This window comes from Streptomyces sp. AN091965 (assembly GCF_022698285.1).
Taxonomy (GTDB): domain Bacteria; phylum Actinomycetota; class Actinomycetes; order Streptomycetales; family Streptomycetaceae; genus Streptomyces.
The window spans coordinates 1,078,166-1,100,582 of sequence record NZ_JALDMY010000001.1 but is presented as its reverse complement, the minus strand read 5'-3'; the positions used below and the strand labels follow the sequence as shown (position 1 = coordinate 1,100,582).

The following is a 22,417-nucleotide window of genomic DNA, read 5'->3' as shown; positions in this document are numbered from 1 at the left end:
CCCGCCCCCCGGCTAGCATCGTCGCCGACGGCGCGGATCGGCAGGTGGGAGCGGGGGATGCGGGGCGGCATGCGCTATCGGGCCGAGCGGATCGCGCTGGCCGTGATGGCCGGGGCGGGCATCGTGGTGGTGCTCGCCGATCTGCTGGGCTGGCTGGACGAGTTGGCGCCGGGGAGCACCCTGCCCAAGGTCACCCTGCTCATCCTGAGCACCGTCACGCTCTTCCTGCTCCTGGAGTTCGACCGGCTCAAGGTCCTCGACGACGTGCACGCGCAGCTGTCCAAGCTCGACATCGATGCCCTCGCACGGGAGTTGAGGCAGCGGCACTACGCCGGTGTGGTGCGGGTGCACGAGCGGTTCCCCGACGACAGGTTCGCCACGCTCGTGGACGGCGCGACGCGCGAGGTGACCATCCTGCAGACGTGGATACCGAACCTCGACGAGTTCGACCGCGGTCTGCGCAAGGCCATCGTGGAGCGCCAGGTGCGGGTGCGCGTCCTGCTCCTGCACCCGTCGTCGCCGGTGGCCGGGTTGCGCAGCGAGGCCCTGCGCACGGTGCGGGACCCCGCCCGCGACGGCGACGTCCGGGCCAACATCGAGCAGTGCCTGTCCACGCTCGCCTCACTGGTCCACGACGCCGGGGACGAGGACCGCGCCCGCCTCGAAGTGCGCGTGTACAACTCCCTGCCGTCCGTCGCCGTCTACAAGGCCGACGAGCACTACCTGGTGAGCTCGTTCCTGCACGGACGGCTCGCGATCCGCTCCACCCAGATGGAGATCGAGGGCTGCGCCACCGTGATGGGCAGGGAGGTGCAGCGCGAGGTGGACACGCTCTGGAGCATCGGCTGTGCCGTGGACATGAGCGACTGGCGCGGATCCGTCGGAAGGATCAACCTGTGACCCCGGAAGAGAGAGCACGGCCATGCAGCAGAACGGATCGAACCGACGTGCGGGACGTGACGGGGCGGCGGCCGTGACCGGCGTGCTCGGCGCGCCGGGCGCCGCGGGCGGACTCGACCGCCTCGACGCCTTCGAGGACGCCCTGGTCGAGCGGTTCGACCAGCACCCGGTGCTCGCGAACATCGCGCTCCTTCCGGACGACGCCTTCGCCGAGGTCCTGCTGCAACGCCGCTTCGTGTCCCTCGCGTTCACCCCCTGCTACGACCTGGCCATCGACCTCCTCAGCGACGAGGCGAGCCTGCGGATCGCCCGGGTCATCCTGCGCGAGGAGTACCCCGACAGCCACGGCCACACCCGGTCGCACCGCGAGGACATGACCGAGGACTTGCGTCAACTGGGCATCCCCCAGCGGAGAATCGTCACGTCGAAGCCCTCGGCGACCACCCGGAAGGTCATCCTCGACTCCCTCGAAATGATCGCCGAGGCGGGCGCCGAGCCGGACGCCGACGTGCGGATGCTGACGCTCCTGCGCTTCTGGGGCGAGATCCTCGTGTCCGTCGAGTACGGACGCCTCTGGGAACGCATGGGCCCCCTGCTCACCCAGGGCGGCGAGAACCGCTCGCGCTTCTACTACCCGCACCACTCGCACGACGCGAAGGCCAACCCGCTGGCCCGGGTCTCCCTGCTCTCCACCACCCACGCCGACCGCCTCGGCCGCCGCCTGAGCGAACTGCTCGCCCGCGAGCCCTCGTCCGACGGCTTCCAGGAGATGGAGGAGCGCTCCCTGCGGCTCAAGACGGACTTCTACGACCAGTTCCTGCCCGCCCTCGGAGGCGCCGGGGCCTGACGCGGCACGGCCGGGGCCGCGAGCGGGAACCCCGGGTCCGGAGCCGTGACGTACGCGAACACCGCCTCGGCGTACGGCAGCTGATCCGCAGAGCCGAGCACGATCTCGCCCCGCTCGACCGCCGCGGTGAAGTTGCGCCGGAAGTCCGGTCCGTCGAGCCACAGGTCGTCGAGGGCGGCCCGGCAGAGCGCGATCGTCGCCTGCGGGGTGCCCGCGAGACGGTCCCTGCCCGGCACGTGGACCAGTACGCCGTGGCGCAGCGTGGTGGTGCACTCCTGCTCGGGGGCACCGGTGACGCGCCACCGCAGGACGAGGGGGGAGCGCTGTTCGTCGGCGGCCCGGGGGCCGTCGAGGCGGCGGGCCACCGCGGCGAAGTACTGCTCGACGCTGAGGCTCCCGATGAGGTCGCCGGTGGCCCGGCGGGCGTACTGCCGTACACCGACGGCGAGTTCGCGGGCGCCGCTGAGGCAGAGGTTGCGCCACGTGCCGCTCTCCGCGCCGTAGCCCAGCTGGCTGAGGGCCTTGGTCTGGAGCCGCCTGGCCGGGCCGCTCCGCTCGGGGCAGCCGAAGATGACGTGGTTGAGCAGCTCGGCGGCCCAGCGCGGGTCGCCCTGCTGATAGGCCTTGCGCGCCGCGCTGACCACGGCGTCGGGCCCGCCGATCACCTCCACGTACCGGCGGCCCGCCTCGGCCTGCGGATACGTCCACAGGTGCGCCGGGTTGCCGTCGAACCAGCCCAGGTAGTGCTGATGGACGGCCTTCGCGTCCTGGCCGACCGGGCCGTGGCGGCCGCGCGTGTACCAGTGGTCCGCGAGGGCGGCGGGCAGCTTCAGCTCCTCGGCGATCTCCGGGCCGTTCCTGCCCCCGTTGATCAGCCTTAGGGTCTGGTCGTTCAGGTAGGCGTACACGTCGCGCTGGACGCTCAGGAGCTCGGTGATCCTCTCCCGGCCCCACACCGGCCAGTGGTGCGGGGCGAAGGCGACCTCCGCGTGCCCGGCGAAGCACTGCACGGCCTCGGTGAGGCGGCGCGACCAGGTGTGGGCGTCGCGCACCCGCCCGCCGGTCCGTGCGTGCGCCGCGCTGTCCGCCATGCACAGGGCTCTGAGCTGCGGGAAGTAGAGGTTCATGGCCGCCGGGTCCGTGGCGCGCGGGCCGCGCTGGATGACGATCCGGACGCCGCCCACGACGTGCCGGTACAGGCCCGGCCGCCAGGGGATGACGTCCTCGGCCGACCACTGGTCGCGCGGCACGGGCCCGTGGCCGGCATCGCCCACGCTGACGGTGGGCGGGATCAGCGTCACCTCACCGGTGGAGACGGTCAGGCCGAGCCCCGAACCGGCCTGCGCGTACGGATTCTTGTCGAGCCCGGCGGCGTACGTGTACGCCGCTCGGCGCGCCACGGCCGGGCCCGCGCCCAGCTGCTCCCCGGCCACGTGCTCCAGGAAGCCGTCGGGGGCGATGACCGGGATGTCGGGCACCTCGCCGCCGCGCTCGTCGAAGAGGCCGCGTACGCCGCCGAAGTGGTCGACGTCGCTGTGGGTGTAGAGGACCCCGACGACGGGCTTTCGGCTTCCCGTGGTGTCGCGGTAGAGCTTGAGGGCGTGCTGCGCGGTCTCGTAGCTGGCCAGCGGGTCGAGCACGACGATGCCCGTGGCGCTCTCGACGATCGTCATGTTCGAGAGGTCGTAGCCGCGCACCTGGTAGAGGGCGTGCTCGGGCGTGCGCGCGACCAGGAAGAGACCGGCGAGGGCGGCGAGTCGGCTCCGGCGCCACAGGTGCGCGTTGACCGAGGGCGGCGGTGTGTCGCTGCGGTGCAGGAACGCGGATCCCGCGAAGTCCCACACCGGTGCCCCGCCGGGTGCGCGGGCCGGGACGGCGGGGAGGGGCGGGATCGCCAGATGGCCGCGCGTGGCGTCCTCGAAGTCGTCCGCGTCCTGCTGGACGCCCTGCGCGCGGTTCGCTTCCGCGACGGACGAGGACACCTCGACGGGCTGGGGCATGCGGCTGCCTCCTCGGGGTTGGGGGTGAGGGCGTGGCGCGCGTACGGGAGTCGGCGCGGGGCGCGCCCCGTAGGCGAAGGACGCTAGTCAGATCCCTGAACGGTGAGCAAGGGGTTGATTGCTGAGCGTGAGCGGGCGGCGATGACTCTGGCTGGAAGGTGCCCCGCCGGTCCGCTCGGGTGGGGCGTGCCGCCGCGCCCCGGGATCCGCCGGGCGCAAGGCGCGGGCGCGGGCTTCCCGGTGGGCCGCGTGTCCACGCCGGGCCGGTGCGAGGCGGGCCGGAAAGGGAAGGCTTTCCGCTTGCCATCCTAGGAGCCCTAGGTTAAAACTAGGACCCCTAGGAAACGGGAGGGCGCATGGTGCGGGCAGGGCTCACGGCGGAGTCGGTGACGAGGGCGGGCGCGGAGCTCGCGGACGAGGTCGGCCTGGACCGCGTGACGATGTCGCAGGTCGCGCGGCGACTCGGGGTGAAGGACGCGAGCCTGTACTCGCACGTCCGTAGCCTGGAGGACCTGCGCGGCCGCATCGCGCTCCTCGCGGCGGACGAGAAGACCCTCCGCATCGCGGAGGCGACCGCCGGGCGCTCCGGCAAGGACGCGCTGATCGCGTTCGCCAACGCCTGGCGGGAGTACGCCCACGCGCACCCCGGCCGCTACACGGCGACACAGACCCCGATCCCCATCGACCCCGAACTGGCCGCCCGGGCCGCAGGACCGCGCCGCGCCGTCGGGCTGACGTACGGCATGCTGCGCGGCTACGGCCTCGCCGAGCCCGATCTGACCGACGCGGTCCGGGTGCTGCGCAGCACCTTCCACGGCTTCGTCGCCCTGGAGGCCGCGGGCGGCTTCGCGCACGAGCGGTCGCCGCAGCGGACCTGGGAGCGTGCCCTCGACGCCCTGCACGCCCTCCTGGAGCACTGGCCCCCGTCCCGAGAAGGAGACGACCCCCGATGACCGGACCGACCACCGGCAGCCTGCGCGTGCCCGGCGCGACCCTCCACTACGAAGTGCGCGGCCACGGCCCGCTCCTGCTGCTCATACCCGGCGGGACGAGCGGCGCGGCCGCCTTCGACGGCGTCGCGGACGACCTGGCCACCGACCACACCGTGGCCACCTACGACCCGCGCGGCATGTCCCGCAGCCCGCTGGACGACCCGGGCGCCGAGCAGCACGTGGCCGAGCACGCCGACGACGCCCACCGGCTCCTCGCACGCCTTTCGCCCGTCGAGCCCGCCCGGGTCTTCGGCGCCAGCTCGGGCGCGATCGCGGCCCTGCACCTGCTCAGCACCCACCCGGAGCGCGTCGAACGCCTCGTGGCGCACGAGCCGCCGCTGGTGGAGCTCCTGCCCGACGCGGCCGAGCACCGCGCGCTCATCGCCCGCGTACAGAAGACCTTCCACGCCGAGGGGCTGATGGCGGCCATGACCGTGTTCGCCGCCGGGCTCACGAAGGGTGCCGCCGCCGCGCCGAAGGCCGCGCCCCAGGCGCCGCCCGCACTGCCGCCCCAGGCGGCCGCGCGGGCCGAGCGGACGATGGCCGACCTGCCGTACTTCGTCACGCGCATCGTGCCGTCGTTCATGTCCCACACCCCGGATGTGGACCGGCTGCGCGCCCTGGCGGACCGCCTCGTGCTCGCGGGCGGCCAGGACTCGCCCGGCGAACTGCCCCACCGCGCGACCGCCCACCTGGCCGAGCGCCTGGGCACCGACCTGCTGCGCTTCCCGGGCGGGCACACGGGCCTGACCACGCACCCCCGCGCGTTCGGCGCCCTCCTCCACGAGGCGCTCCACGCCTAGGCCGACACGCTCCAGCTGTACTTCCTGCGCGCACCCGTCCCTGACCCCGGCCTCGGCCGTCGCGCTCACGCTGCGCGCGGTCGGCGGCCTGTTCACCCGGCAGATCGCCCAGGCGTACCTGGTGCCCGAGGCGGCCATGGCAGTGGGGTCTCCCCTGCTCGAGCGAAGCCGAGAGTTTGGGGAAGGATCAGCAGGGCCAAACGGACCGTCTCCGGCGTCCGGTTCGCCAGGCCCGGTGACGTCGCCACGGTCCTGCGCGTGCTCTACCGCGTCTTCAACGAGGGCCACTCCGGCGCCGTCGACCTCTCCGCCGAGGCGATCCACCTCACGCGCCGGGCCGCCCGGCTCAACACGCGGCTGCGCGGCGCGCCCGTCGGCGCTGTTCCCGAAGGTCAGCCCCGGGGCCCGGCGTCCTCGGCCCCGGCGGCCAGGACGGTCGTACGGAATGCCGCGACGACCGGGCGCAGATCGGTCCGGTGCCACACGGTCCACAGGGGAACGGACCGCTGGAACCAGGGCAGTTCGCGGACGGTGATGCCCGGCAGGTGGCCGTGCAGCATGCTCTTCCGGACGAAGGCGCTGCCGAACCCGGACGCCACGAGCCCCAGCGCGGTGAGGGGCTCCGGCGCGACCTCTCCACCTTGCGCGTGCACCCCGACGCGGGCCGTGCTGAGTGTGCCCACGGGACATCCTCAGCACCGCCATCGAGGCCGGCACGTGGTGCGAGGCCGCCCTCCAGCCGGTCAACCGGACGGGCCGCCCCACCGAGGTCGCCGAAGCTCTCACCTGGCTCGCCTCACCGGCCGCGCCCTGCGTCACAGGAACCGTGCTCAACGTCGACGGCGGCTACAAGGCCCAGCAGAGGTCGGCGAAGCGGTCCCGAAGGCCGTACTGGTGACTGCCTGTGTCAGAACCTCCAGCCATGTCAAGGACATAGCGCCCCATGACCTCGGGTGGAGTGGCGTCCGCTGCGAACAGGCCGCGCGCCCCCTGCGGTTGGGCCGCCAGGGCGTTGTCCGCGCTGCGCCCGTGGCAGGTCATCCGGGGGTGATCGGTCCGAGGTAGGTGCCGCCGGAGACGTCGATGGTCTGGCCGGTCACCCAGCGCCCCCGCGGTCCGGCCAGGAAGCCCACTACGTCCGCGACGTCCTCCGGCTCGCCGATCCGTCCGAGCGCGGTGATCGATTCGAGTCCGGCCACTGCCTCGGGAACCTTGGCGTAGTGGGCGGTCATGTCGGTCAGCACCACTCCGGGTTCGACCGTGTTCACGGTGATGGCGCGTCGGCCCAGTTCGTTGGCGAGCGAGGGGCCAAGGGCGGCCAGCGCCGCCTTGGTGAGGGTGTAGCCGATCTGGTGGGGGTCCGCGATCCGGGTGGAGGCCGAGCCGATGTTGACGATCCGCCCGCCGTCCCGCAGCAGCGGCAGTGCCCGCTGGATCACGAAGACGGGCGTGCTCACGTTGATGGCCAGCAGCCGCTCGAACTCCTCCTCGGTGAGCTGTCCGATCGAACTGGCCGAGTGAATGCCGGCGTTGTTGACCAGGATGTCCAGGCCGTCCGCACCGTGATCGGCGAGCTCGGTGGTGAGCCCGTCGAACAGCCGCTGCACCGCACGGCTTTCGCCGAAGCGGGCCCGCACCGTGAACGCCCGGCCGCCGGCCTCGGCGATCCGTGCCACGGTCTTCGCAGCGGCCGCGTCGTTGCCGCCGTAGTGGACCGCGACCAGCGCCCCCTCGGCGGCGAGCCGCACAGCGACCGCGCGCCCGATACCGCGCGAGCCGCCCGTCACCAGTGCGCTCTGGCCGTCCAGTTCCCCCATGAACGCCTCTTCCCTCGCGAAGTACCCGGCCGGACCCGAGAGCGACTCAGCCTAAGGGCCGTACCGGGATGCGGGGCAGGACGAATTTCGCCGACCGGGGCATGCCGGAGGCGCCGCGGACGAGGCCGTGACCGTCTACGGCGACATGGGGAAGACGCGGGCGGTCAGCCGGTGGGGCCGGGCGGTGCGGGAGCGTGCGGGGATGTGCCGGAGGAGGTGAGAGCTTCGGCGATGCCGGAGTTCAAGTCAGTGTCGTACCCGGCGTCGAACGCGGCCTGGTAGACGTCGTTCCCGAGGAGGCGGCGGGCTTGGTGCTCGCACGCTGTGCGGGCGGCGACGAGTTCGGGTGAGCCCAGCTGGGGGGTGCCGAGGGTGTGCCAGATCTGCTCGGCGAGGCCGAGGATCCGGGGGACCTGTTCGGTGGGGCCGCAGGCGACGGCTGCGGAGGCGAGCACGTCGAGGGTCAGGGCGATGCCGATGCTGTCGTGCAGGCGGTGCTTGCCGTCCAGGGCGGTGCGGGCATGGGCTGCGGCCTGCGCCGCCCGTCCCAGCCCGAGGGCGGCGAGGGCACGCAGATAGTCGCCCCAGGCGCGGATATGGACCTCGCCGTGCCGGGCGCACTCGGCACACAGCTCGTCGGCGACGGTCAGGGCGTCGGCGAACTGCCCGTAGAGGCTGTGGGTGAAGGCCCGGGTGCCCCGCAGGAGGAACCACGCCGCGTCGTACTGGCCGCCGGCCGGCCGGGTGTGCGGCACCGCGTCGAGCACCTCGGCGGCCTGCCTCTGCTGACCGCGCAGGGTGAGGCCAACCCCCTCCAGGAAGGCTGCGGCGACCGGGGCGGTCTTGTCGGCTGCCTCGGCCACGGCCGCCCGGAATGCGTGGGCGAGGCGGAGGGTGGCCTCGGTGTCGCCCAGGACGAAGGCGACGACGCCGCTGGCCCATACTGCCTTGGCCCGGGCGGGCCCGGGGGCCGCGGGAAGGGCCAGGGCGCGGTCCAGGTAGTGGCGGCCCTCCTTGGGGAAGCCGCAGGCGTACCAGAAGAACCACAGCGCCCCGGCCAGCTCCAGTGCGCCGTGCCCGTCTTGTTCGGCGAGGCAGTGGTCGAGCGCGGTCCGCAGGTTGGCGTGGTCGGCGACCGTCCGCTCGTACCAGGTGATCTGCTCGGGCCCGATCCAGGCGGCATCTGCGGCCCGGGCCCGGGCCAGGTAGTGGTCGCGGTGGCGGCGGCGCAGCACCTCCTCCTCACCCAGGCCGCGCAGCCAGAAGGCACCGTAGTCGCGCAGGGTGTCCAGCATCCGGAACCGCTCCCCGGCCCCGGTGGGCACCCACTGAAGGATCGAGTCCCGCACCAGACCGGCCAGGAGACCAGGCACCTCCTGGGCGGGCAGGCGCTCATCGGCCAGGACCTGGCTCGCGGCCTCGGTGTCAAAGGTGCCGGCGAACACCGACAGCCGTGCCCAGGCCAGGCGTTCGGCCGGGCTGCACAGCTCGTGGCTCCAGCCGATCGCGGTGCGCAGCGCCTGGTGCCAGGGCGGATCGGCCTGGCAGTCCTCGGTTTCGGTGTTGCCGAGGATGGCGTAGCGGTCGTCCAGCCGCTTGTTCAGCTCGGCCGCAGGCATCTCGCGCAGGCGGGCCGCGGCCAGCTCCAGGGCCAGCGGCAGCCCCTCCAGACGGCGGCACAGGGCGGCCAGCTCAAGGCGATTGGCGTCGGTGACGGCGAAGCCGGGCACGGTCTGCGCGGCCCGGCCGGACAGCAGCACCAATGCGTCCGCCGCCTCGCTTCCGCCGTCCCCGTCAGCCCCGGGGACCGGGAGCGGGTCAAGACCGAGCACATCCTCGAGGTGCAGGCCGAGCGGGCGGCGGCTGGTGGCCAGGATCCGCAGCCCCGGCGCGACTGTCAGCAGTGACGCCGCCGCCTGTCGGCACTCCTCGATGAGGTGCTCGCAGGTGTCCCACACCAGCAGCGCTTCCCGCCCGGCCAGGTGCTCGGCGACCACTTCCAGCATCGGCCGGGTCGTCTGGTCGACCAGCGCCAGTGCCTCGGCGATCGCATACGGCAGGCCACTTCCGTCGCTCAGCGGGGACAAGTCCACCCACCACGCCCCGTCTGCGAACTGCGGTTGCAGACCGGCCGCCACCCGCCGGGCCAGCCGGGTCTTGCCCACGCCCCCGACCCCGCTCACCGTCACCAACCGGGACCTCCGGCACAGCCGGGCCACCTGCGCCAGCTCCGCGCGCCGCCCGACCAGCCAGTCCGTCTCCTCCGGCAGGTTCCCCACCCGCCGCTCTCCTGTCATCGCGACCGCCCCCCCCTCTCCCGCTGCGGATCTCCGTCCGCGAGGTCTTGGTGATAGCAGAAGGCCGGGCTCGTCCGCAGAGCTTCAGCCGTTCGATCCGCAGTCCGTCACCTGCCGTGGGAGCGTGCTGCCTTCCTGCTCGTCCGCGACGGTGGACAAGCCGCGTTCCCCCGAAAGAAGGGTGGGGTGTGCGTGTCCCACGCCCGGCCGCAGCTGGTATCGACGGCTCGGCCTGCATCGTCCTGTCCGTGCGTGCCCGTCCCGCCGACGGAGCGCAGCAAGGGGGCGGCGTGCGCACCGCTGCCTCCTCCCCGGCCGGGCCCCCCAAGCCGCTCGGCACCAGGTGTGGCACGAGTGGCGTCGGGGCGGGGTGCCGTCGCTGCTCGACGTACTACCTGCTCCCGCGCGCTGGGCCTGCCTTGGCCCTGGCCCGCGCTGTCCCACGTCGTGCCGGTCTTGTCAGCGGTCGCAGAACTCCGTGCGCACCGCGGCGTCCTCCAGGTCCTGCTTGCCCCAGTCGCCGTTCCTGTTCATGGTCATCGCGTGCTGCCCGTCGGCCGACACCACCGTGCGGGTGGCCGAGCCCGGGATCATGCCGCCGTGGCCCCAGGCCCAGCAGCCCGGCGCGAGCTTGAAGTGCCGGATGCCGAGGCCGTAGACGTCCTCCGGGCCGCCGTGTCCCTTGTCGCCGTCGACGGGCACGGCGTCGAGCAGCTCCCGCCGCTGGGCGGCGGGGAGCAGGCCGCCGCCCATCAGCTCGCCCATAAAGGTGCTGATGTCGTGGACGGTCGATATCAGCTGCCCGGCCGCGTACGCGACCGTGGGGCTGAACTCCGTGACGTCGCGCACCCGTGCCTGTGGCCCCTCCTCGAACAGCGTGGAGTAGTGCCTCGCATGCGGGCCGGGAACCCGGGGTGAGGTGTCGGGCACGCTGGTGTCGTCCAGGCCGAGGGGCTCGATCACCAACCGCTCGACAGCCTCCTTGTACGAGACCCCCGAGGCCTTTTCGACGATCATTCCGGCGAGGACGTAGTTGGTGTCTGAATAGTCCCACTTCCCGGGCCTTCCGGGCCTGCTGCCCTGTTCCGGCTGGAAGTTCGGCCGGTGGGCGAGTGCGATGCCCACCAACTGCTCGGGGGTCCACTTCCGGTAGCGGTTCTTGTCGAACGCGTCGCCCGCGTACTGGGCGCGGAAGCGCGCGTCCGTGTTGTAGTCGAAGATGCCGCTCGTGTGGTTGAGCAGGTGCCGGACGGTGATGTGCCGCGGGCGGTAGCCCTTGCCGTGCACCACCTTCGGCAGCCATCGCTCGACGCTGTCGTGGAGTGAGAGCCGTCCCCGCGCTTCGAGTTGGAGGAGGACGGCGGCGGTGAACGGCTTGGTCACGCTGGCCACGCGGAACTTGTCATGGATGCTCCGCGGCCGTCCGTTGTCGATGTCGCCCACTCCGGCCCGGCCGCTCCACACGCCGTGAGCGTCCCTGACCTGGGCCACGACGCCCGGTGTCCCCTCCCCGGCGATCCGGTCGAGGGCCGCCTGGAGCCGGGCGCGGGGGTGCGGGGGCGGTCGGCGCTCGTCGGCGAGGGGCGGAGGCGCCGACGCGAGGCAGAGCAGCCCCACGGCGGCACCAAGGACGGCCAAGGCACGTGAGTACGACGGGAACTGCGGGTGTCGGCGCATGGACCAAGCTCACCATCGGGCCGGTCGCCCCGGCATCGGGGATGCCCCTGAAGTGACTCAGGGGCGGGCTCAGGGGCGGGCTCGGGGGATGCTGGAAGAGGCGAGCCGTCGCCGTGACCGAGTCCCGACCCGCACACCGGGGCTCGAGAAGCCCACGGACCAGCCGAGCGTGCCACCCTCCTGCACCACCCAGAGACCCGCGTCCGGCCGAGGGGATCGAAGAACTCCGCGCCGCCTGCTGGCTCCGGCTACCGGTATGCGGTCGCCCCTGCACCGGTTCACTCCCGGCCGGGCGCGGCGACCACCTCATACGGCCTCTCCCTTCACCCTTGCGGCGGCTTCCGCCCCCGCAGAAACTCATGCCCGATGCCATCGGCCGGCAGCCGTCGAGGTGGACCCGTGGAGATCGCCAACGCGCACGTACCCGCATCAGACCGGTTCGGGTTCTGGGCTGACCTGGTGTCGGAGCGGCTGGCACGGATGCGGCTCACCCGTCCGATCGCGTCGCGGCATCCGGGGTGGGTGGGGTGCTGGCGGACCTGATGACGTCGATACGGACCCACGGCGCGGACTGCGACCTCTCGGCTCTGGAACGTATGGGGCGGATGACGGCCGACCTGGCAGGGGCGGTCGTCGCCCGGCAGTTGGACGCCTACAGGCACCTGCCGGTGCAGACCCGGCAGGACGTCATGCGGGCACGGATCCTCAGTTTCATCGACGTGAATCTCGCCGATCCACAGCTCGGTCCGGCCACGGTCGCGGGATTCCACCATCTGTCACTGCGCGCTGTGCACGCGTTGTTCCGACAACAGGACGTAGGGACGGTCGCGGCGGTGATCCGGCGCAGGCGGCTGGAGCGCTGCCGGGAGGACCTGGCCGACCCACGGCTGGACGCGCTGCCGGTGGCGGCGATCGGCGCGCGTTGGGGCATGGGCCGTCCTCAGGGGTTCAGCAGGGCGTTCCGGATAATGTTCGGCGTGGCGCCGAGCGCGTACCGGCGAGCGGCACGGACCGGTAAGCATCCGGGCACCGAGAGGTAACTGCGACCCGGAGCCCTGCGCCTACGGTGCGGGACACAGACGCGTTCCCGGCCGACGACCGGTCCGCACGCTTCTGTCGTCCGGGGCTGAACGGCAGGCGGCTCCACTCGGAGCTGAGGGCGATTTCCCGGGCGGAGACCATCACCGGAACGCTATGGGGCCGACATCCCGCAGGAGCCGGAAGGCGGGCGGGGCCATACGGCATGGGGGTACAGATGAAGAAGGCGGTTGCGGCTGCGTTGTCCGCGCCGGCCCTCGTGACGGGAGGATGCCGCAAGGGATGCGATCACCCTCACCTCCCGCTTCACACCATGAGGAGCAGAGGCGCGCCCAGGTGCAGGGTCCGCTTCCCGGTCACGACCGTGGCCGACCGCCGTGCGCGTCGAAGCGGGTCCATCACCGCGTGCTCAGCGCGCATGCCCGGCTGAAGCGGAACCTGAGTATTTCGGTTGACGCGCCCGGCCCCGGAACGTTCGGATGTCCTGCGCGTCCGCACATCCCTGCGCGCGTGGAGGAAACCGCCTCGGAAGGGCATCCATGAGCTCTGGCACCCCGCGCGTCGACGCGGATCTCGTACGACGGCTGATCGCCGCGCAGTTCCCGCAGTGGGCGGGCCTTCCCGTCGAGGCGGTGGACTCGGCAGGCACGTCGAACGTCATGTACCGGCTCGGCGAGGACCTGGTGGCGCGGCTGCCGCGCGAGTCGGGCTCCGCCGACGAGGTCGCCAAGGAGGACGTGTGGCTGCCGAGGCTCGCCCCGTCGCTGCCGGTGCCGGTGCCCGTGCGGCTGGGGGAGGGGACACCGGCCGAGGGGTACCCCTGGCGCTGGGCCGTCTATCGCTGGATCGAGGGTGAGAACCCGGTCGTCGGCCGGATCGCCGAACCAGGCGCGCTCGCCACCGCCCTGGCGGAGTTCGTCCTGGCGCTGCGGGGCGTCGACCCCGCGGGCGGGCCGCCCTCGTACCGCGGCGGGTCCCTGAAGGACCGGGACGCGGAGACCCGCGACGCGCTCGCGGACCTGCGCGGCGTCATCGACACGGCCGCGGCGGCGGCCGCGTGGGAGACGGCCCTGCGCGCCCCCGAGCGGTCCGGCCCGCCGGTGTGGATCCACGCGGACCTGCAACCGGGGAACCTGCTGCTCCACCGGGGGCGACTGAGCGCCGTCATCGACTTCGAGTGCCTGGGCCTCGGCGATCCCGCCGTCGACCTCATCGTGGCGTGGTACGTGCTGCCCGCCGGGGTGCGCGACGCCTTCCGGGCCGCCCTGCCGCCGGACGCCGCCGCCTGGGCGCGGGGCCGCGGCTGGGCCCTGTCGATCGCCCTGATGGAACTGAGCTACTACCGGGACAGGAACCAGCGGATGGCGACGGTGGCACGCCACGTCATCGCCGAGGTCCTCACGGACGCGGCGCGCACCGCCTGACGCGCGGTCACGCCCCCTCCGGCAGCAGGTCGTCCAGCTCGGCCGCGAAGAACAGGGCGGGGTCGAAGCCCATGCCCGTGAAGTGCCCGGCGAGTTCGAGCGACAGGACGCCGTGCACCCGGGACCAGAAGGACAGGGCGCGGTGCAGGACGGCGGGCGGGGCGGGGTGGTCCCCGGCCCAGGCCCGGTGGTCCTCCAGGTGGGTGCGGAACGGCGTCGCGGAGTCGTCCGGGGCGAGTGCCGCGCCGGCGTCGAGCAGGGTCGCCATGATCTCGGAGGCGATGCCGGTGACGTCCTCCGGCGCGTGGTAGCCGGGCACGGGCGTGCCGTAGACGAGGAAGTACCGCTGGGGGTCCGCCAGGGCCCACGCGCGCAGGGCGTGGGCCAGTCCGGCGAGGTCGGCACCTTCGGCGGCGGCCGCGCGGACCGTGTCGGCGAGGCTGCGGTACGCGTCCCGGATGAGCTCCGTGATGAGCTCGTCGCGGCTGGCGAAGTAACGGTAGAGGGCGGGCCCGCTCATGCCCATCTGCTTGGCGATCGCGTTGAGGGAGAGCGCGGAGGCCCCCGCCGTGGCGATCTGCTCCCAGGCGTGCTCCTTGACCTCCGCGCGCACCTGGGCGCGGTAGCGCTCCCTGGGGGTCTTCGCCCCTGCTTTCGGCTCCGCCTTCGCCATGGCCTGCCACCCTCCGCACCCTACGGCTATATCTTCGCGATTTAGTTAGAAGCTATCACGCAATCTATTGACCCCCTGCTCGCTTCGGCGTTACAACTTATAACGAACGCGCTGGCCTATAGCTCGGAGCGTGGTGGCGCGCGGCGAGGCCGCGCGCCACCCGTGCTCCGGCAGACGAGGGGAACCCCCATGACCACCACAGTCGACGCACGCCGCACCCCGCCCCGCCCCGCCCGTCGTGTTCCCCGCTCCGTGACCGTCTCCGCCTGGGCGGTGCCCGTCATGGTGATCGGTCAGTTCGCGCTGATCTCGGGCTTCCCGGTCGCGGTCGCGCTGGTCGGCGTGGTGCGCCGCGTCCGCGAACCGGCGGCGCGCCGGGCCGCCGCCGTGCTCGCCGTCACCTACCTCGTCCCGCTCGTCGTCTGGCTGACGCGGCCCGACGGCGCGGAGAGCCTGTCCAAGGACATGCACCCCGTCTTCGCCGCCCTGATGGTCACGGCGTCCGCCGCCCTCATCGCCGCGCTGCGCCGGGCGCGGTCCCGGGGCCTGTCGTGAGCCCTCTGTTCCGCGGCACGGGCCGCGTGCGCGATGCACCGACCCGTGCGGCGAGCGGACCGGCCCCGTGGCGACCAGTGGCCGAAACGCCGATCGACGGAGGCACCGGTGACGACGATGCTCCTCCGGCGTCCCGAGGAGCCGGGCGAGGACGCCATAGGCCCTTCCTATAGCGGCTGCTGACATTTCGTCTTTGCCCCTCGCTCCTTTCCGTACGTACGGTGAAACAGCTCGACGAGGCGCCCCCTGAGCGATTTCTCCGCAGGGTCGCGCTCCGCGTACGTCGCTGCTTATTCCGTACTCATTCCGTCGAGCATGCCAAGTCGACATTGCAGGGAGAGGGCCGGTCGAACATGACCACCATGGAAAACACAACAGGCACGGCAACGCGGCAACTCGTGGGGAAGCGGGCCCTCGTGACGGGCGGATCCCGCGGCATCGGGGCGGCCGTGGTGCGACAGCTCCTGGACGCGGGCGCCCAGGTGCTCACGACGGCCAGGTCGGCGGCGGACGCGCTGCCTGAGGGAGCCGCGTTCGTGGCGGCCGACGTGCGGACGCGGGCCGGTGCCGAGGCGCTCGCCGCGGCCGCCCGGGAGGTGCTCGGCGGGGTGGACATGCTGGTCCACAACGTGGGCGGGGCGGGTCCGCACCAGGGTGCCCTGGCCATCCCCGACGAGGAGTGGCAGGACGCTCTTGACCTGAACTTCCTGGCCTCGGTGCGCCTGGACGCGCTGCTGGCACCGCAGATGCGGGAGCAACGCTCCGGGGCGATCGTGCACGTCTCCTCGGCCGCGGTCCCCACCGTGGCACCGCCGTTCCTGCACTACACGGCGGCGAAGGCGGCGTTGGAGAACTACAGCAGGGGGCTGGCCCAGGAGTTGGCCCCGTTCGGCGTCCGCGTCAACACGGTGCTGCCCGGCCGGACCGCCACCCCCGGCGGCGAGCGCACCCGGGAGCAGTGGGCGCGCCTGAGCGAGGGGCCGGGCCAGGACGTCACCACCCCGCCGCTGGGGCGGGACGGCGAGCCCGACGACATCGCCGACGCGGTGCTGTTCCTGCTCTCCGCCCGGGCGAGCTGGATCACCGGGAGCAGCCTCGTCGTGGACGGCGGCGAATTCCCCAGGGGCTGACGTCGCGAGAATTCCGAAAAGCCCGCACGAAGAGCAGATGTGGCCGCACTGCCGCGACGGCCACCGCGCATGATTCGCTTTCCCGTTCACGCATTTTGAGAGGACGCACATCATGGAATTGAAAGGCAAAGTCGCGCTGGTCACCGGGGGCACTTCCGGTATCGGCCTCGCGGCGGCCCGGTCGCTGGCCCGCGCGGGTGCCGACGTGGTCATCGCCGGCCGCGACGCCGTGCGCGGCAAGAACGCGGCGCACGCCGTGCAGGGGGACGGGGCGGTCCGGTTCGTCCCTGCCGACGTGGCCGACCTGGACGCGGTGGCCGAACTGGCCCGCCAGAGCGGCCCGGTGGACATCCTCGTCAACAACGCGGGTGCCTTCCCCACCTCGCCCACCGTCGAGCAGGGCGTGGCGGACTACGAGCGGACCTTCGACACCAACGTGCGCGGTGCCTACTTCCTGGTCGCCACGCTCGTGCCGCACATGCTCGAAAGGGGCGGGGGCAGCATCGTCAACGTCACCTCGCTCGCGGCGCACAAGGCGTTCCCCGGTGCCTCGGTCTACAGCGCGTCCAAGGCCGCCCTCGACTCGCTGACCCGCACCTGGGCCGCGGAGTTCGCCGAGGGCGGCGTACGGGTCAACAGCGTCGCCCCGGGCCCGACCCGCACCGAAGGCGTCCTCGCCGCATGGGGCGAGGAGGGCAACGAGGGCGTGGCCAAGGAGCTGGGGCTCCAGCGCACCGCCGGGTCCCAGGAGATCGCCGAGGCGATCCGCTTCCTCGCCTCGCCCCGCGCGAGCTACATCACCGGTACCACGCTCCATGTCGACGCCGGGGGCACCGTCTTCTGAGCGGGTGGACGGATGACGCGCGCCCCGGGAACCTCCCGACCGCCAGGGCCTGTCCACAGGACGTGCCGGACAGGCCCTGGCGCGGGGGAGGGCTCAGCGCTTCAGCGTGAAGGTGAAGTCACTGGAGTGTCTGCCGCCCAGGCGGACCGCCGAGACCAGCTTCCCCTCCACGACGAGCCGTTCGACCTCGGCCCGCGAGAGGCCGCAGCCCTCGGCGACCAGGCGTACCGGACGGACGGGGATCCGGGCCGCGAAGCGGACCGAGACGTCCAGCACCTCCTGGTCTCGGTGATCCGATCCGCCGGTGTCGAGGCGCCAGGCCCCGTCCCAGTCGAGGGCGACGCGGTTGCGCCGCCGCAGGACCGGGTCCTGGAGCAATTCGGCCGCCAGGGAGGGGTCGTTGTCGTGCATCCGGTCCAGCAGTCCGGGGCGGAGGGAGCGCACGTTCGTCCGCTCCAGGACGGTGAGTTTCGCCGTGTCCCCGCAAGCGGTGCAGAGCACGAGGAGCCAGGCGTCGAGGAGCTTGTGGTGTGCGTTGACGCGGAACTTGCCGTTCGCCCGGAAGCGGTCGGACGCGCACGCGGGGCAACGGCGGAGGACGGTCGGCAGGCAGGTGGGCATGACCACCCAGCTATGGAGCACAGAAGGACACCGGTTTCAGTGAGAAGTCCGCAGCAAAAAGGAGCGCGGCACGCAGGCGCGACGCGCGACAGATCAGCTCTCGGGAGGTCTCACACGGTGTACAACGGCACGTCCTTGCCCAGACGACTCGGTTCGCCAGCACGGTAGGGCAGGACGGCGGCGCCGCTCCACCGGTTTTTCGAGCGTCTCACCGGCGGGACGCGTCCGGCCGGGCGGCGGGCCCGGTGGAGGGGGAGGCGGTGCGGGGCGCCCGTGCCTGGCAGCGTTGCGTCCGATGCTGCCGGCGCCCGGCACCGCGTCCCGGCTGGCCCTGCCCACTCTCCCGGGCTCCGGGGCGTCCCGGCATCCGTGACCCGCCACGATCGGTATACGTACGCGGCGCGCGAGGGCGGTGGCCCTTCCGCCTCGCCGCACGCGGTGGGGACGGCCGCGTACGTACGTATGTCTCCGGTCAGTCCTCCAGTGCCGCCGATACGTCGGCGCGCGAGGTGAGGTCCAGCTTGGCGAGGATGCGCTCGACGTGGGTGTCGGCGGTGCGCTTGGAGATGACCAGGCGTTCGGCGATCTCCCGGTTGGACAGGCCCCGGGCGACGAGCGCGGCGACCTCGCGCTCGCGGGGGGTGAGGGCGTCGGCGGCGCCGCCCCGGCGGGCGCCCGGCAGGGGCCGCGCCGACGCGGGCACGTCGAGGTCGGCCCGCACCGCCGCGAGGACCTCCGTGCCCGTCAGGCGCGCCCCGAGCCCGTGCCAGCGCGCGAACGCCGCTTCGCCCAGGGCGCCGCGGACGGCCCGCTGCACCGCCTCCTGCTCGTCCAGGAGCGAGGGCAGCATGGCCACCGGATCCCCGGTCAGGCGCCGCGCGCTCTCCGCGTACCCCAGCAGCCAGGCGGCGCGGGCGTACCGTTCCTGTTGGGCGGAGTGCCAGGCCAGCCCCAGACAGCACAGGGCGGCGACCAGCACGTCCCCGACCTCGCTCACGGCGTCGAGGGCCCGGCGCAGCGGCGGGGCGCTCTCGTCGTGCCGCCCGGCGAGCCACAGGACGACGCCCTGCACCATCAGCGTCGAGGCGTAGAGCTGGCGGTCCCCGGTGCCCTGGAGGTGGGCGAGCCCGGTCGCGCACAGCTCCAGGGCGCCGTCGACGTCGCCGAGGACGGCCCTCAGGAGGGCGCCCTCGTAGTGGACCACGCCGATGCCGAGCAGGTCCCCGGCCTCCACGATCCGCAGCCGCCCCCGCTCCAGCTCGGCCAGGCCCTCGTCGACCTCGCCGCACAGCGCGCGCATGGCCCCCAGATACGGCTCGGCGAACAGCACCACGCGCGGCTCGCCGCAGCGCACCGCCACCGCACGCGCCTCCTCGAAGAGGCCGGGCGCCGCCGCGAGGTCGCCGCTCCACACGGCGAGCACCCCGCAGAGGAAGAGGCCCCAGGCACGCTCCGCCCGCTCCTCCGGCACCAGATCGAGCCCCTTGTCGATCCAGTACCGCCCCTCCGACAGCGTGCCCGCCGCACGCCAGAACGGCGCCAACTGCGCCGCGAGCCACAGCCCTTGCGGGGCGCGCCCCGGGGTGGCGAACGCATGCCCCAGGGCCGCCCGCAGATCGGCGAGCGCCTCCCGCGCCTCCTGGTACAGAGCGGCCTGCGCCGGGGTCAGGAGTTCGTCCCACAGCCGCTGCCCCAGCTCCTGGTAGTGCGCGAAGTGCCGCTCCCGCACGCTCACCGCGTCGTCCGTGTGCCCCGTGCCGCCGGGGTCGTCGAGCCGTTCCCCGCCGTACGCGCGGATCGTGTCGAGGAGGCGGTAGCGGCCCGCGCTCCCGCCCAGGTGCTGCACCACCGACTTGTCGACGAGCCCGACGAGCGCCTCCAGGACGTCCCGGGCCGCCAGACCGCCGCCCGCGCACACCCGCTCCGCCGTCCCCAGCTCGAAGGGGCCCGCGAACACCGAGAGGCGCGCCCACAGCAGCCGCTCCGCGGGCGCGCACAGCTCGTACGACCAGTCGATCGCCGTACGCAGCGTCTGGTGCCGGGCCAGCTCCGTGCGGCGCCCGCCGGTGAGCACCCCGAAGCGCTGGTCGAGGCGCGCCACGAGCTGGGCGAGCGGCACGGCCCGCAGCCGTACGGCGGCCAGTTCGAGGGCGAGGGGAATGCCGTCGAGGCGCTCGACGAGCGCCCCCACCTGCGCGCGGTTGCTGTCGTGGACGGTGAAGTCCGGTACGACGGCGGCCGCGCGCTGCGCGAACAGCTCCAGGGCGTCGTCGGCCGGGAGCGGCGCGAGCGGCAGACACCGCTCGCCGGGCACGTCGAGCGGCTGCCTGCTGGTGGCGAGGACCGCCACGCCCGCGGCCTCCCGCAGCAGGACCTCGCAGAGCAGCGCGCACGCGTCCACGAGGTGCTCGCAGGTGTCGAGGACGAGCAGCAGACGGCGCGCCCGCAGATGCGCCACCACCGCGTCCAGCGGCTCCATCCCCGGCTGTTCGGGCAGGTCGAGCACGGCGGCCAGGGTCGCGGGCACGAGCTCGGGGTCGCGCAGGCCGGACAGCTCCGCGAGCCACACGCCGTCGGGGAAGTCCTGGGTGACCTCGGCGGCCACGCGCAGCGCCGTGCGGCTCTTGCCGACGCCGCCGGGGCCCACCAGGGTGACCAGCGGAGCCCGCGCGAACGCCTCCTGGACCCGGGCGAGGTCGTCGGACCGCCCGACGAAACCCGTCCGCTCCACGGGCAGTTGCCCGCCACGTCGCTGCGTGAAGCCGAATCCCATCCGCGGCCGACCTTCCCGTCGAAGTGACGGCAGGCCTCCGGAACGGCCTGCCACCCGCCTCCCACGGTCCCACCCCCGTGACGTGGTCCGCAGGGCATAGCGGCGCGTCAGGGGTGATCGAGTTGAGTTCGAGGGCCGCCAGTTCGAGGGATCCCGGTTCGGGCGCCCCTCAGCGCGCGGTCCCGATGAGCGAGCGGGCCGTGGGCGCGAGTCGCAACAGCTGAGGAGGAGCGGTCTGCTCCCGCTCGACGCCCGGCAGGATCTCGTCCCGCACCAGCCGGTCGGCCCGTACGGCCGCACGGTGGACCCGGCAGGCGTTTTCGTCCGCGTACGACGTGAGGACGACGACGGCGTTCTCGCCGGTGCGCACCGGCAGGCGGGAGAAGGTGTTGGGCGCCGTCTCGGTGGTGAGGGCGGCGAGGGGCGCGGGCCCCGTGGCCGCCAGGGCGGGAAGGAGCCCGCCGCGGATCAGCTCGACGCCCGTGTCGCGCCCCGGCGGGAAGGACCAGACGGTGGCGGACACGAAGCGGTCCGGCGCGGCCGCGTCCGGACCGGGCCGCACCTGCGGGCGCGGCGTGAGGCCGCTGCCGTCCGTCAGCGGGCGCAGCAGCAGGACGTCGTCGGAGTCGACCATGGTGCTGTTCGCCCGCGGCCCGTGCTCGGCCCAGACGGGACCCCCGTAGAACGACGTCAGCGCCCGGTGGCGCGTCGCCATGTCGCGGAAACCGCGCAGCCACACGAAGCGTTCGGGGGCGTCCAGGTCACGGAACTGGCCGAGGACGACCATCCCGGTGTCCTCCTGGGGCTCGACCAGCTCCCGGTCGAACAGGTCGATGAGTTCGTCGCGGCGGCCGAGGCGGAGCGTGTACTGCCGGAGTTCGATCACGGCGGGGCGGACGGCGGGACCGGCGGACGGGGTGGTGCGCGGCATGGAGGGCTCCTGGCAGTCCGGAGGGAAGAAGAAGGGGGTGTCGCGGACCGACGCTAAAGGGGCCGTGTGCCAGGAGCTGTCAGTGTTTCGCGGGAGGATGCGCGCATGTCTGCCAGTCGACTGCTTTCGGTGCTCCTGCTGCTCCAGTCCCGCGGCCGCATGTCCGCGCGCGGGATCGCCGAGGAACTGGGGGTGTCCATGCGCACCGCCTACCGCGACCTGACGCGGCTTCAGGCCGCCGGTGTCCCGGTGTACGCGGAGCCCGGCCGCGCGGGCGGCTACCAGCTGCTCGACGGCTACCGCACCCGCCTCACCGGCATGAGCGAGGGCGAGGCCCGGGCCCTGTTCTTCGCCGGGCTCCCCGGCCCCGCCGCCGACCTGGGCCTGGGCGACGAGGTGGCGGCGGCACGGCTCAAGCTGCTCGCGGCGCTGCCCGAGGGCCCGCGCGCGGAGGCGGAGCGGACCGCCGCGGTCTTCCACGTGGACGCCCCCAGCTGGTACCGGGAGGCCGAGGAGACGCCGTACCTGCCGGTGTTCGTCGACGCGGTGCTCACCCGGCGCGCGGTGGACGTGCGCTACCGGCGCTGGCGCGCGCCGCAGGAGGTGCGGCGTCGGCTGCGCCCCTACGGCCTCGTGCTCAAGTCCGGCGTCTGGTACCTGGTGGCCGCCCTCACGGAGAGCCGCGTCGCGACCTACCGGGTCACCCAAGTCCTGGACGCCGTACCGGCCGACGAGCGGTTCGAGCGGCCGGACGGCTTCGACCTCGGCGCGTACTGGGCCTCCTACGTGGACGACTTCCAGCAGCGGCGCCACACCGGAACGGCCACCGTGCGGCTGTCCCCGCGGGGGCGCCGCCGCCTGCCGGACAACGCGCCGCCGGAGGTCGTGCGGGCCGTCGACGCCACCGCGACGCCGGTCGGCGACGACGGCTGGGTGGAGGCCGTCGTCCCGATCGAGAGCGTCGAGCACGCCCGGGGCGAACTGCTGCGCCTCGGCACCGACGTCGAGGCCGTCGCCCCCGTGGCGCTGCGCGAGGCGATGGCGGCGACGGTGGGCGCGCTCGCCCGGACGTACGGCGTCGGCTGAACCGGGGCG

The 22,417-nt window shown here is 73.3% G+C and carries 20 protein-coding genes and 1 pseudogene; 12 read left to right on the top strand and 9 right to left on the bottom strand.

The features are described from left to right. The first annotated feature begins 69 nt into the window (after positions 1-69). Both MQV74_RS04145 and MQV74_RS04140 read left to right on the top strand, forming a co-directional pair. Positions 70-900 carry a hypothetical protein gene (locus tag MQV74_RS04145; RefSeq protein ID WP_242714644.1) on the top strand — a complete coding sequence of 277 codons (831 nt, stop codon included), beginning with the start codon at positions 70-72 and terminating at the stop codon, positions 898-900. 22 nt (positions 901-922) lie between these two features. Continuing rightward, positions 923-1,747, top strand: coding sequence for a hypothetical protein (locus tag MQV74_RS04140; protein ID WP_242714643.1), 825 nt, complete (start codon positions 923-925; stop codon positions 1,745-1,747). On the opposite strand, the gene MQV74_RS04135 is transcribed toward MQV74_RS04140, so the two are convergent. Continuing rightward, a complete protein-coding gene (locus MQV74_RS04135; RefSeq protein ID WP_242714642.1) occupies positions 1,705-3,747 on the bottom strand; it encodes an alkyl/aryl-sulfatase in 2,043 nt (680 codons plus the stop codon). The two genes, MQV74_RS04140 and MQV74_RS04135, sit on opposite strands and share 43 nt — an antisense overlap. A gap of 356 nt (positions 3,748-4,103) precedes the next feature. Between MQV74_RS04135 and MQV74_RS04130 the strand changes: the two genes are divergently transcribed. The 3 genes and pseudogenes from MQV74_RS04130 to MQV74_RS04120 all read left to right on the top strand — a co-directional run. Further along, positions 4,104-4,700 (top strand): TetR/AcrR family transcriptional regulator, encoded by a 597-nt coding sequence (locus tag MQV74_RS04130; RefSeq protein ID WP_242714641.1) that lies wholly within the window; start codon positions 4,104-4,106, stop codon positions 4,698-4,700. After that, positions 4,697-5,542, top strand: coding sequence for an alpha/beta fold hydrolase (locus MQV74_RS04125; RefSeq protein ID WP_242714640.1), 846 nt, complete (start codon positions 4,697-4,699; stop codon positions 5,540-5,542). The genes MQV74_RS04130 and MQV74_RS04125 overlap by 4 nt, the downstream gene beginning before the upstream one ends. Positions 5,543-5,557: 15 nt before the next feature. Next, a pseudogene (locus MQV74_RS04120) lies at positions 5,558-5,884 on the top strand (hypothetical protein); the annotation flags it as partial. Positions 5,885-5,934: 50 nt separating this feature from the next. Here the strand turns inward: MQV74_RS04120 and MQV74_RS04115 are convergent. Then, the gene (locus MQV74_RS04115; RefSeq protein ID WP_308402233.1) at positions 5,935-6,225 is read right to left on the bottom strand and encodes a LysR substrate-binding domain-containing protein; all 291 of its coding nucleotides are present in this window, start codon (positions 6,223-6,225) and stop codon (positions 5,935-5,937) included. Between MQV74_RS04115 and MQV74_RS04110 the strand changes: the two genes are divergently transcribed. Continuing rightward, complete coding sequence (locus MQV74_RS04110) at positions 6,216-6,440, top strand: SDR family oxidoreductase (RefSeq protein ID WP_374120583.1); 225 nt, start codon at positions 6,216-6,218, stop codon at positions 6,438-6,440. The two genes, MQV74_RS04115 and MQV74_RS04110, sit on opposite strands and share 10 nt — an antisense overlap. Before the next feature lie 139 nt (positions 6,441-6,579). On the opposite strand, the gene MQV74_RS04105 is transcribed toward MQV74_RS04110, so the two are convergent. The 3 genes from MQV74_RS04105 to MQV74_RS04095 all read right to left on the bottom strand — a co-directional run bounded on the left by MQV74_RS04105 (position 6,580) and on the right by MQV74_RS04095 (position 11,294). Next, positions 6,580-7,359 carry an SDR family oxidoreductase gene (locus MQV74_RS04105; protein ID WP_242714639.1) on the bottom strand — a complete coding sequence of 260 codons (780 nt, stop codon included), beginning with the start codon at positions 7,357-7,359 and terminating at the stop codon, positions 6,580-6,582. 164 nt (positions 7,360-7,523) lie between these two features. Next, entirely contained in the window at positions 7,524-9,638 is a 2,115-nt protein-coding gene (locus MQV74_RS04100; RefSeq protein WP_242714638.1) for an ATP-binding protein, read from the bottom strand. A gap of 477 nt (positions 9,639-10,115) precedes the next feature. Further along, entirely contained in the window at positions 10,116-11,294 is a 1,179-nt protein-coding gene (locus MQV74_RS04095) for a serine hydrolase domain-containing protein (RefSeq protein ID WP_242714637.1), read from the bottom strand. 566 nt (positions 11,295-11,860) lie between these two features. Here MQV74_RS04095 and MQV74_RS04090 point away from each other — a divergent pair. Together MQV74_RS04090 and MQV74_RS04085 are read left to right on the top strand one after the other, a co-directional pair. Next, positions 11,861-12,373 (top strand): helix-turn-helix domain-containing protein, encoded by a 513-nt coding sequence (locus MQV74_RS04090; RefSeq protein ID WP_242714636.1) that lies wholly within the window; start codon positions 11,861-11,863, stop codon positions 12,371-12,373. A 537-nt stretch (positions 12,374-12,910) separates the two neighbouring features. Continuing rightward, entirely contained in the window at positions 12,911-13,795 is an 885-nt protein-coding gene (locus MQV74_RS04085) for an aminoglycoside phosphotransferase family protein (protein ID WP_242714635.1), read from the top strand. Positions 13,796-13,802: 7 nt separating this feature from the next. On the opposite strand, the gene MQV74_RS04080 is transcribed toward MQV74_RS04085, so the two are convergent. Then, positions 13,803-14,468 (bottom strand): TetR/AcrR family transcriptional regulator, encoded by a 666-nt coding sequence (locus tag MQV74_RS04080; protein ID WP_242714634.1) that lies wholly within the window; start codon positions 14,466-14,468, stop codon positions 13,803-13,805. Between the two features lie 189 nt (positions 14,469-14,657). On the opposite strand from MQV74_RS04080, the gene MQV74_RS04075 reads away from it, so the two are divergent. The 3 genes from MQV74_RS04075 (at position 14,658) to MQV74_RS04065 (ending at position 16,997) form a co-directional block, all read left to right on the top strand. After that, positions 14,658-15,023, top strand: coding sequence for a hypothetical protein (locus tag MQV74_RS04075; RefSeq protein WP_242714633.1), 366 nt, complete (start codon positions 14,658-14,660; stop codon positions 15,021-15,023). Between the two features lie 353 nt (positions 15,024-15,376). Further along, the gene (locus MQV74_RS04070) at positions 15,377-16,153 is read left to right on the top strand and encodes an oxidoreductase (protein WP_242714632.1); all 777 of its coding nucleotides are present in this window, start codon (positions 15,377-15,379) and stop codon (positions 16,151-16,153) included. Positions 16,154-16,265: 112 nt separating this feature from the next. Continuing rightward, positions 16,266-16,997 (top strand): SDR family NAD(P)-dependent oxidoreductase, encoded by a 732-nt coding sequence (locus MQV74_RS04065; protein WP_242714631.1) that lies wholly within the window; start codon positions 16,266-16,268, stop codon positions 16,995-16,997. A gap of 93 nt (positions 16,998-17,090) precedes the next feature. Here MQV74_RS04065 and MQV74_RS04060 read toward each other — a convergent pair whose 3' ends face one another. The 3 genes from MQV74_RS04060 to MQV74_RS04050 form a co-directional block, all read right to left on the bottom strand. Next, the gene (locus MQV74_RS04060) at positions 17,091-17,639 is read right to left on the bottom strand and encodes a DUF1062 domain-containing protein (RefSeq protein WP_242714630.1); all 549 of its coding nucleotides are present in this window, start codon (positions 17,637-17,639) and stop codon (positions 17,091-17,093) included. A 451-nt stretch (positions 17,640-18,090) separates the two neighbouring features. After that, positions 18,091-20,391 carry an ATP-binding protein gene (locus MQV74_RS04055; protein WP_242714629.1) on the bottom strand — a complete coding sequence of 767 codons (2,301 nt, stop codon included), beginning with the start codon at positions 20,389-20,391 and terminating at the stop codon, positions 18,091-18,093. A gap of 169 nt (positions 20,392-20,560) precedes the next feature. Beyond that, entirely contained in the window at positions 20,561-21,322 is a 762-nt protein-coding gene (locus MQV74_RS04050; RefSeq protein ID WP_242714628.1) for an NIPSNAP family protein, read from the bottom strand. 105 nt (positions 21,323-21,427) lie between these two features. Here MQV74_RS04050 and MQV74_RS04045 point away from each other — a divergent pair, with 105 nt between their 5' ends. Then, positions 21,428-22,408: a helix-turn-helix transcriptional regulator gene (locus tag MQV74_RS04045; protein ID WP_242714627.1), complete on the top strand. Its 981-nt coding sequence runs from the start codon at positions 21,428-21,430 to the stop codon at positions 22,406-22,408. The last annotated feature ends 9 nt before the right edge of the window (positions 22,409-22,417 follow it).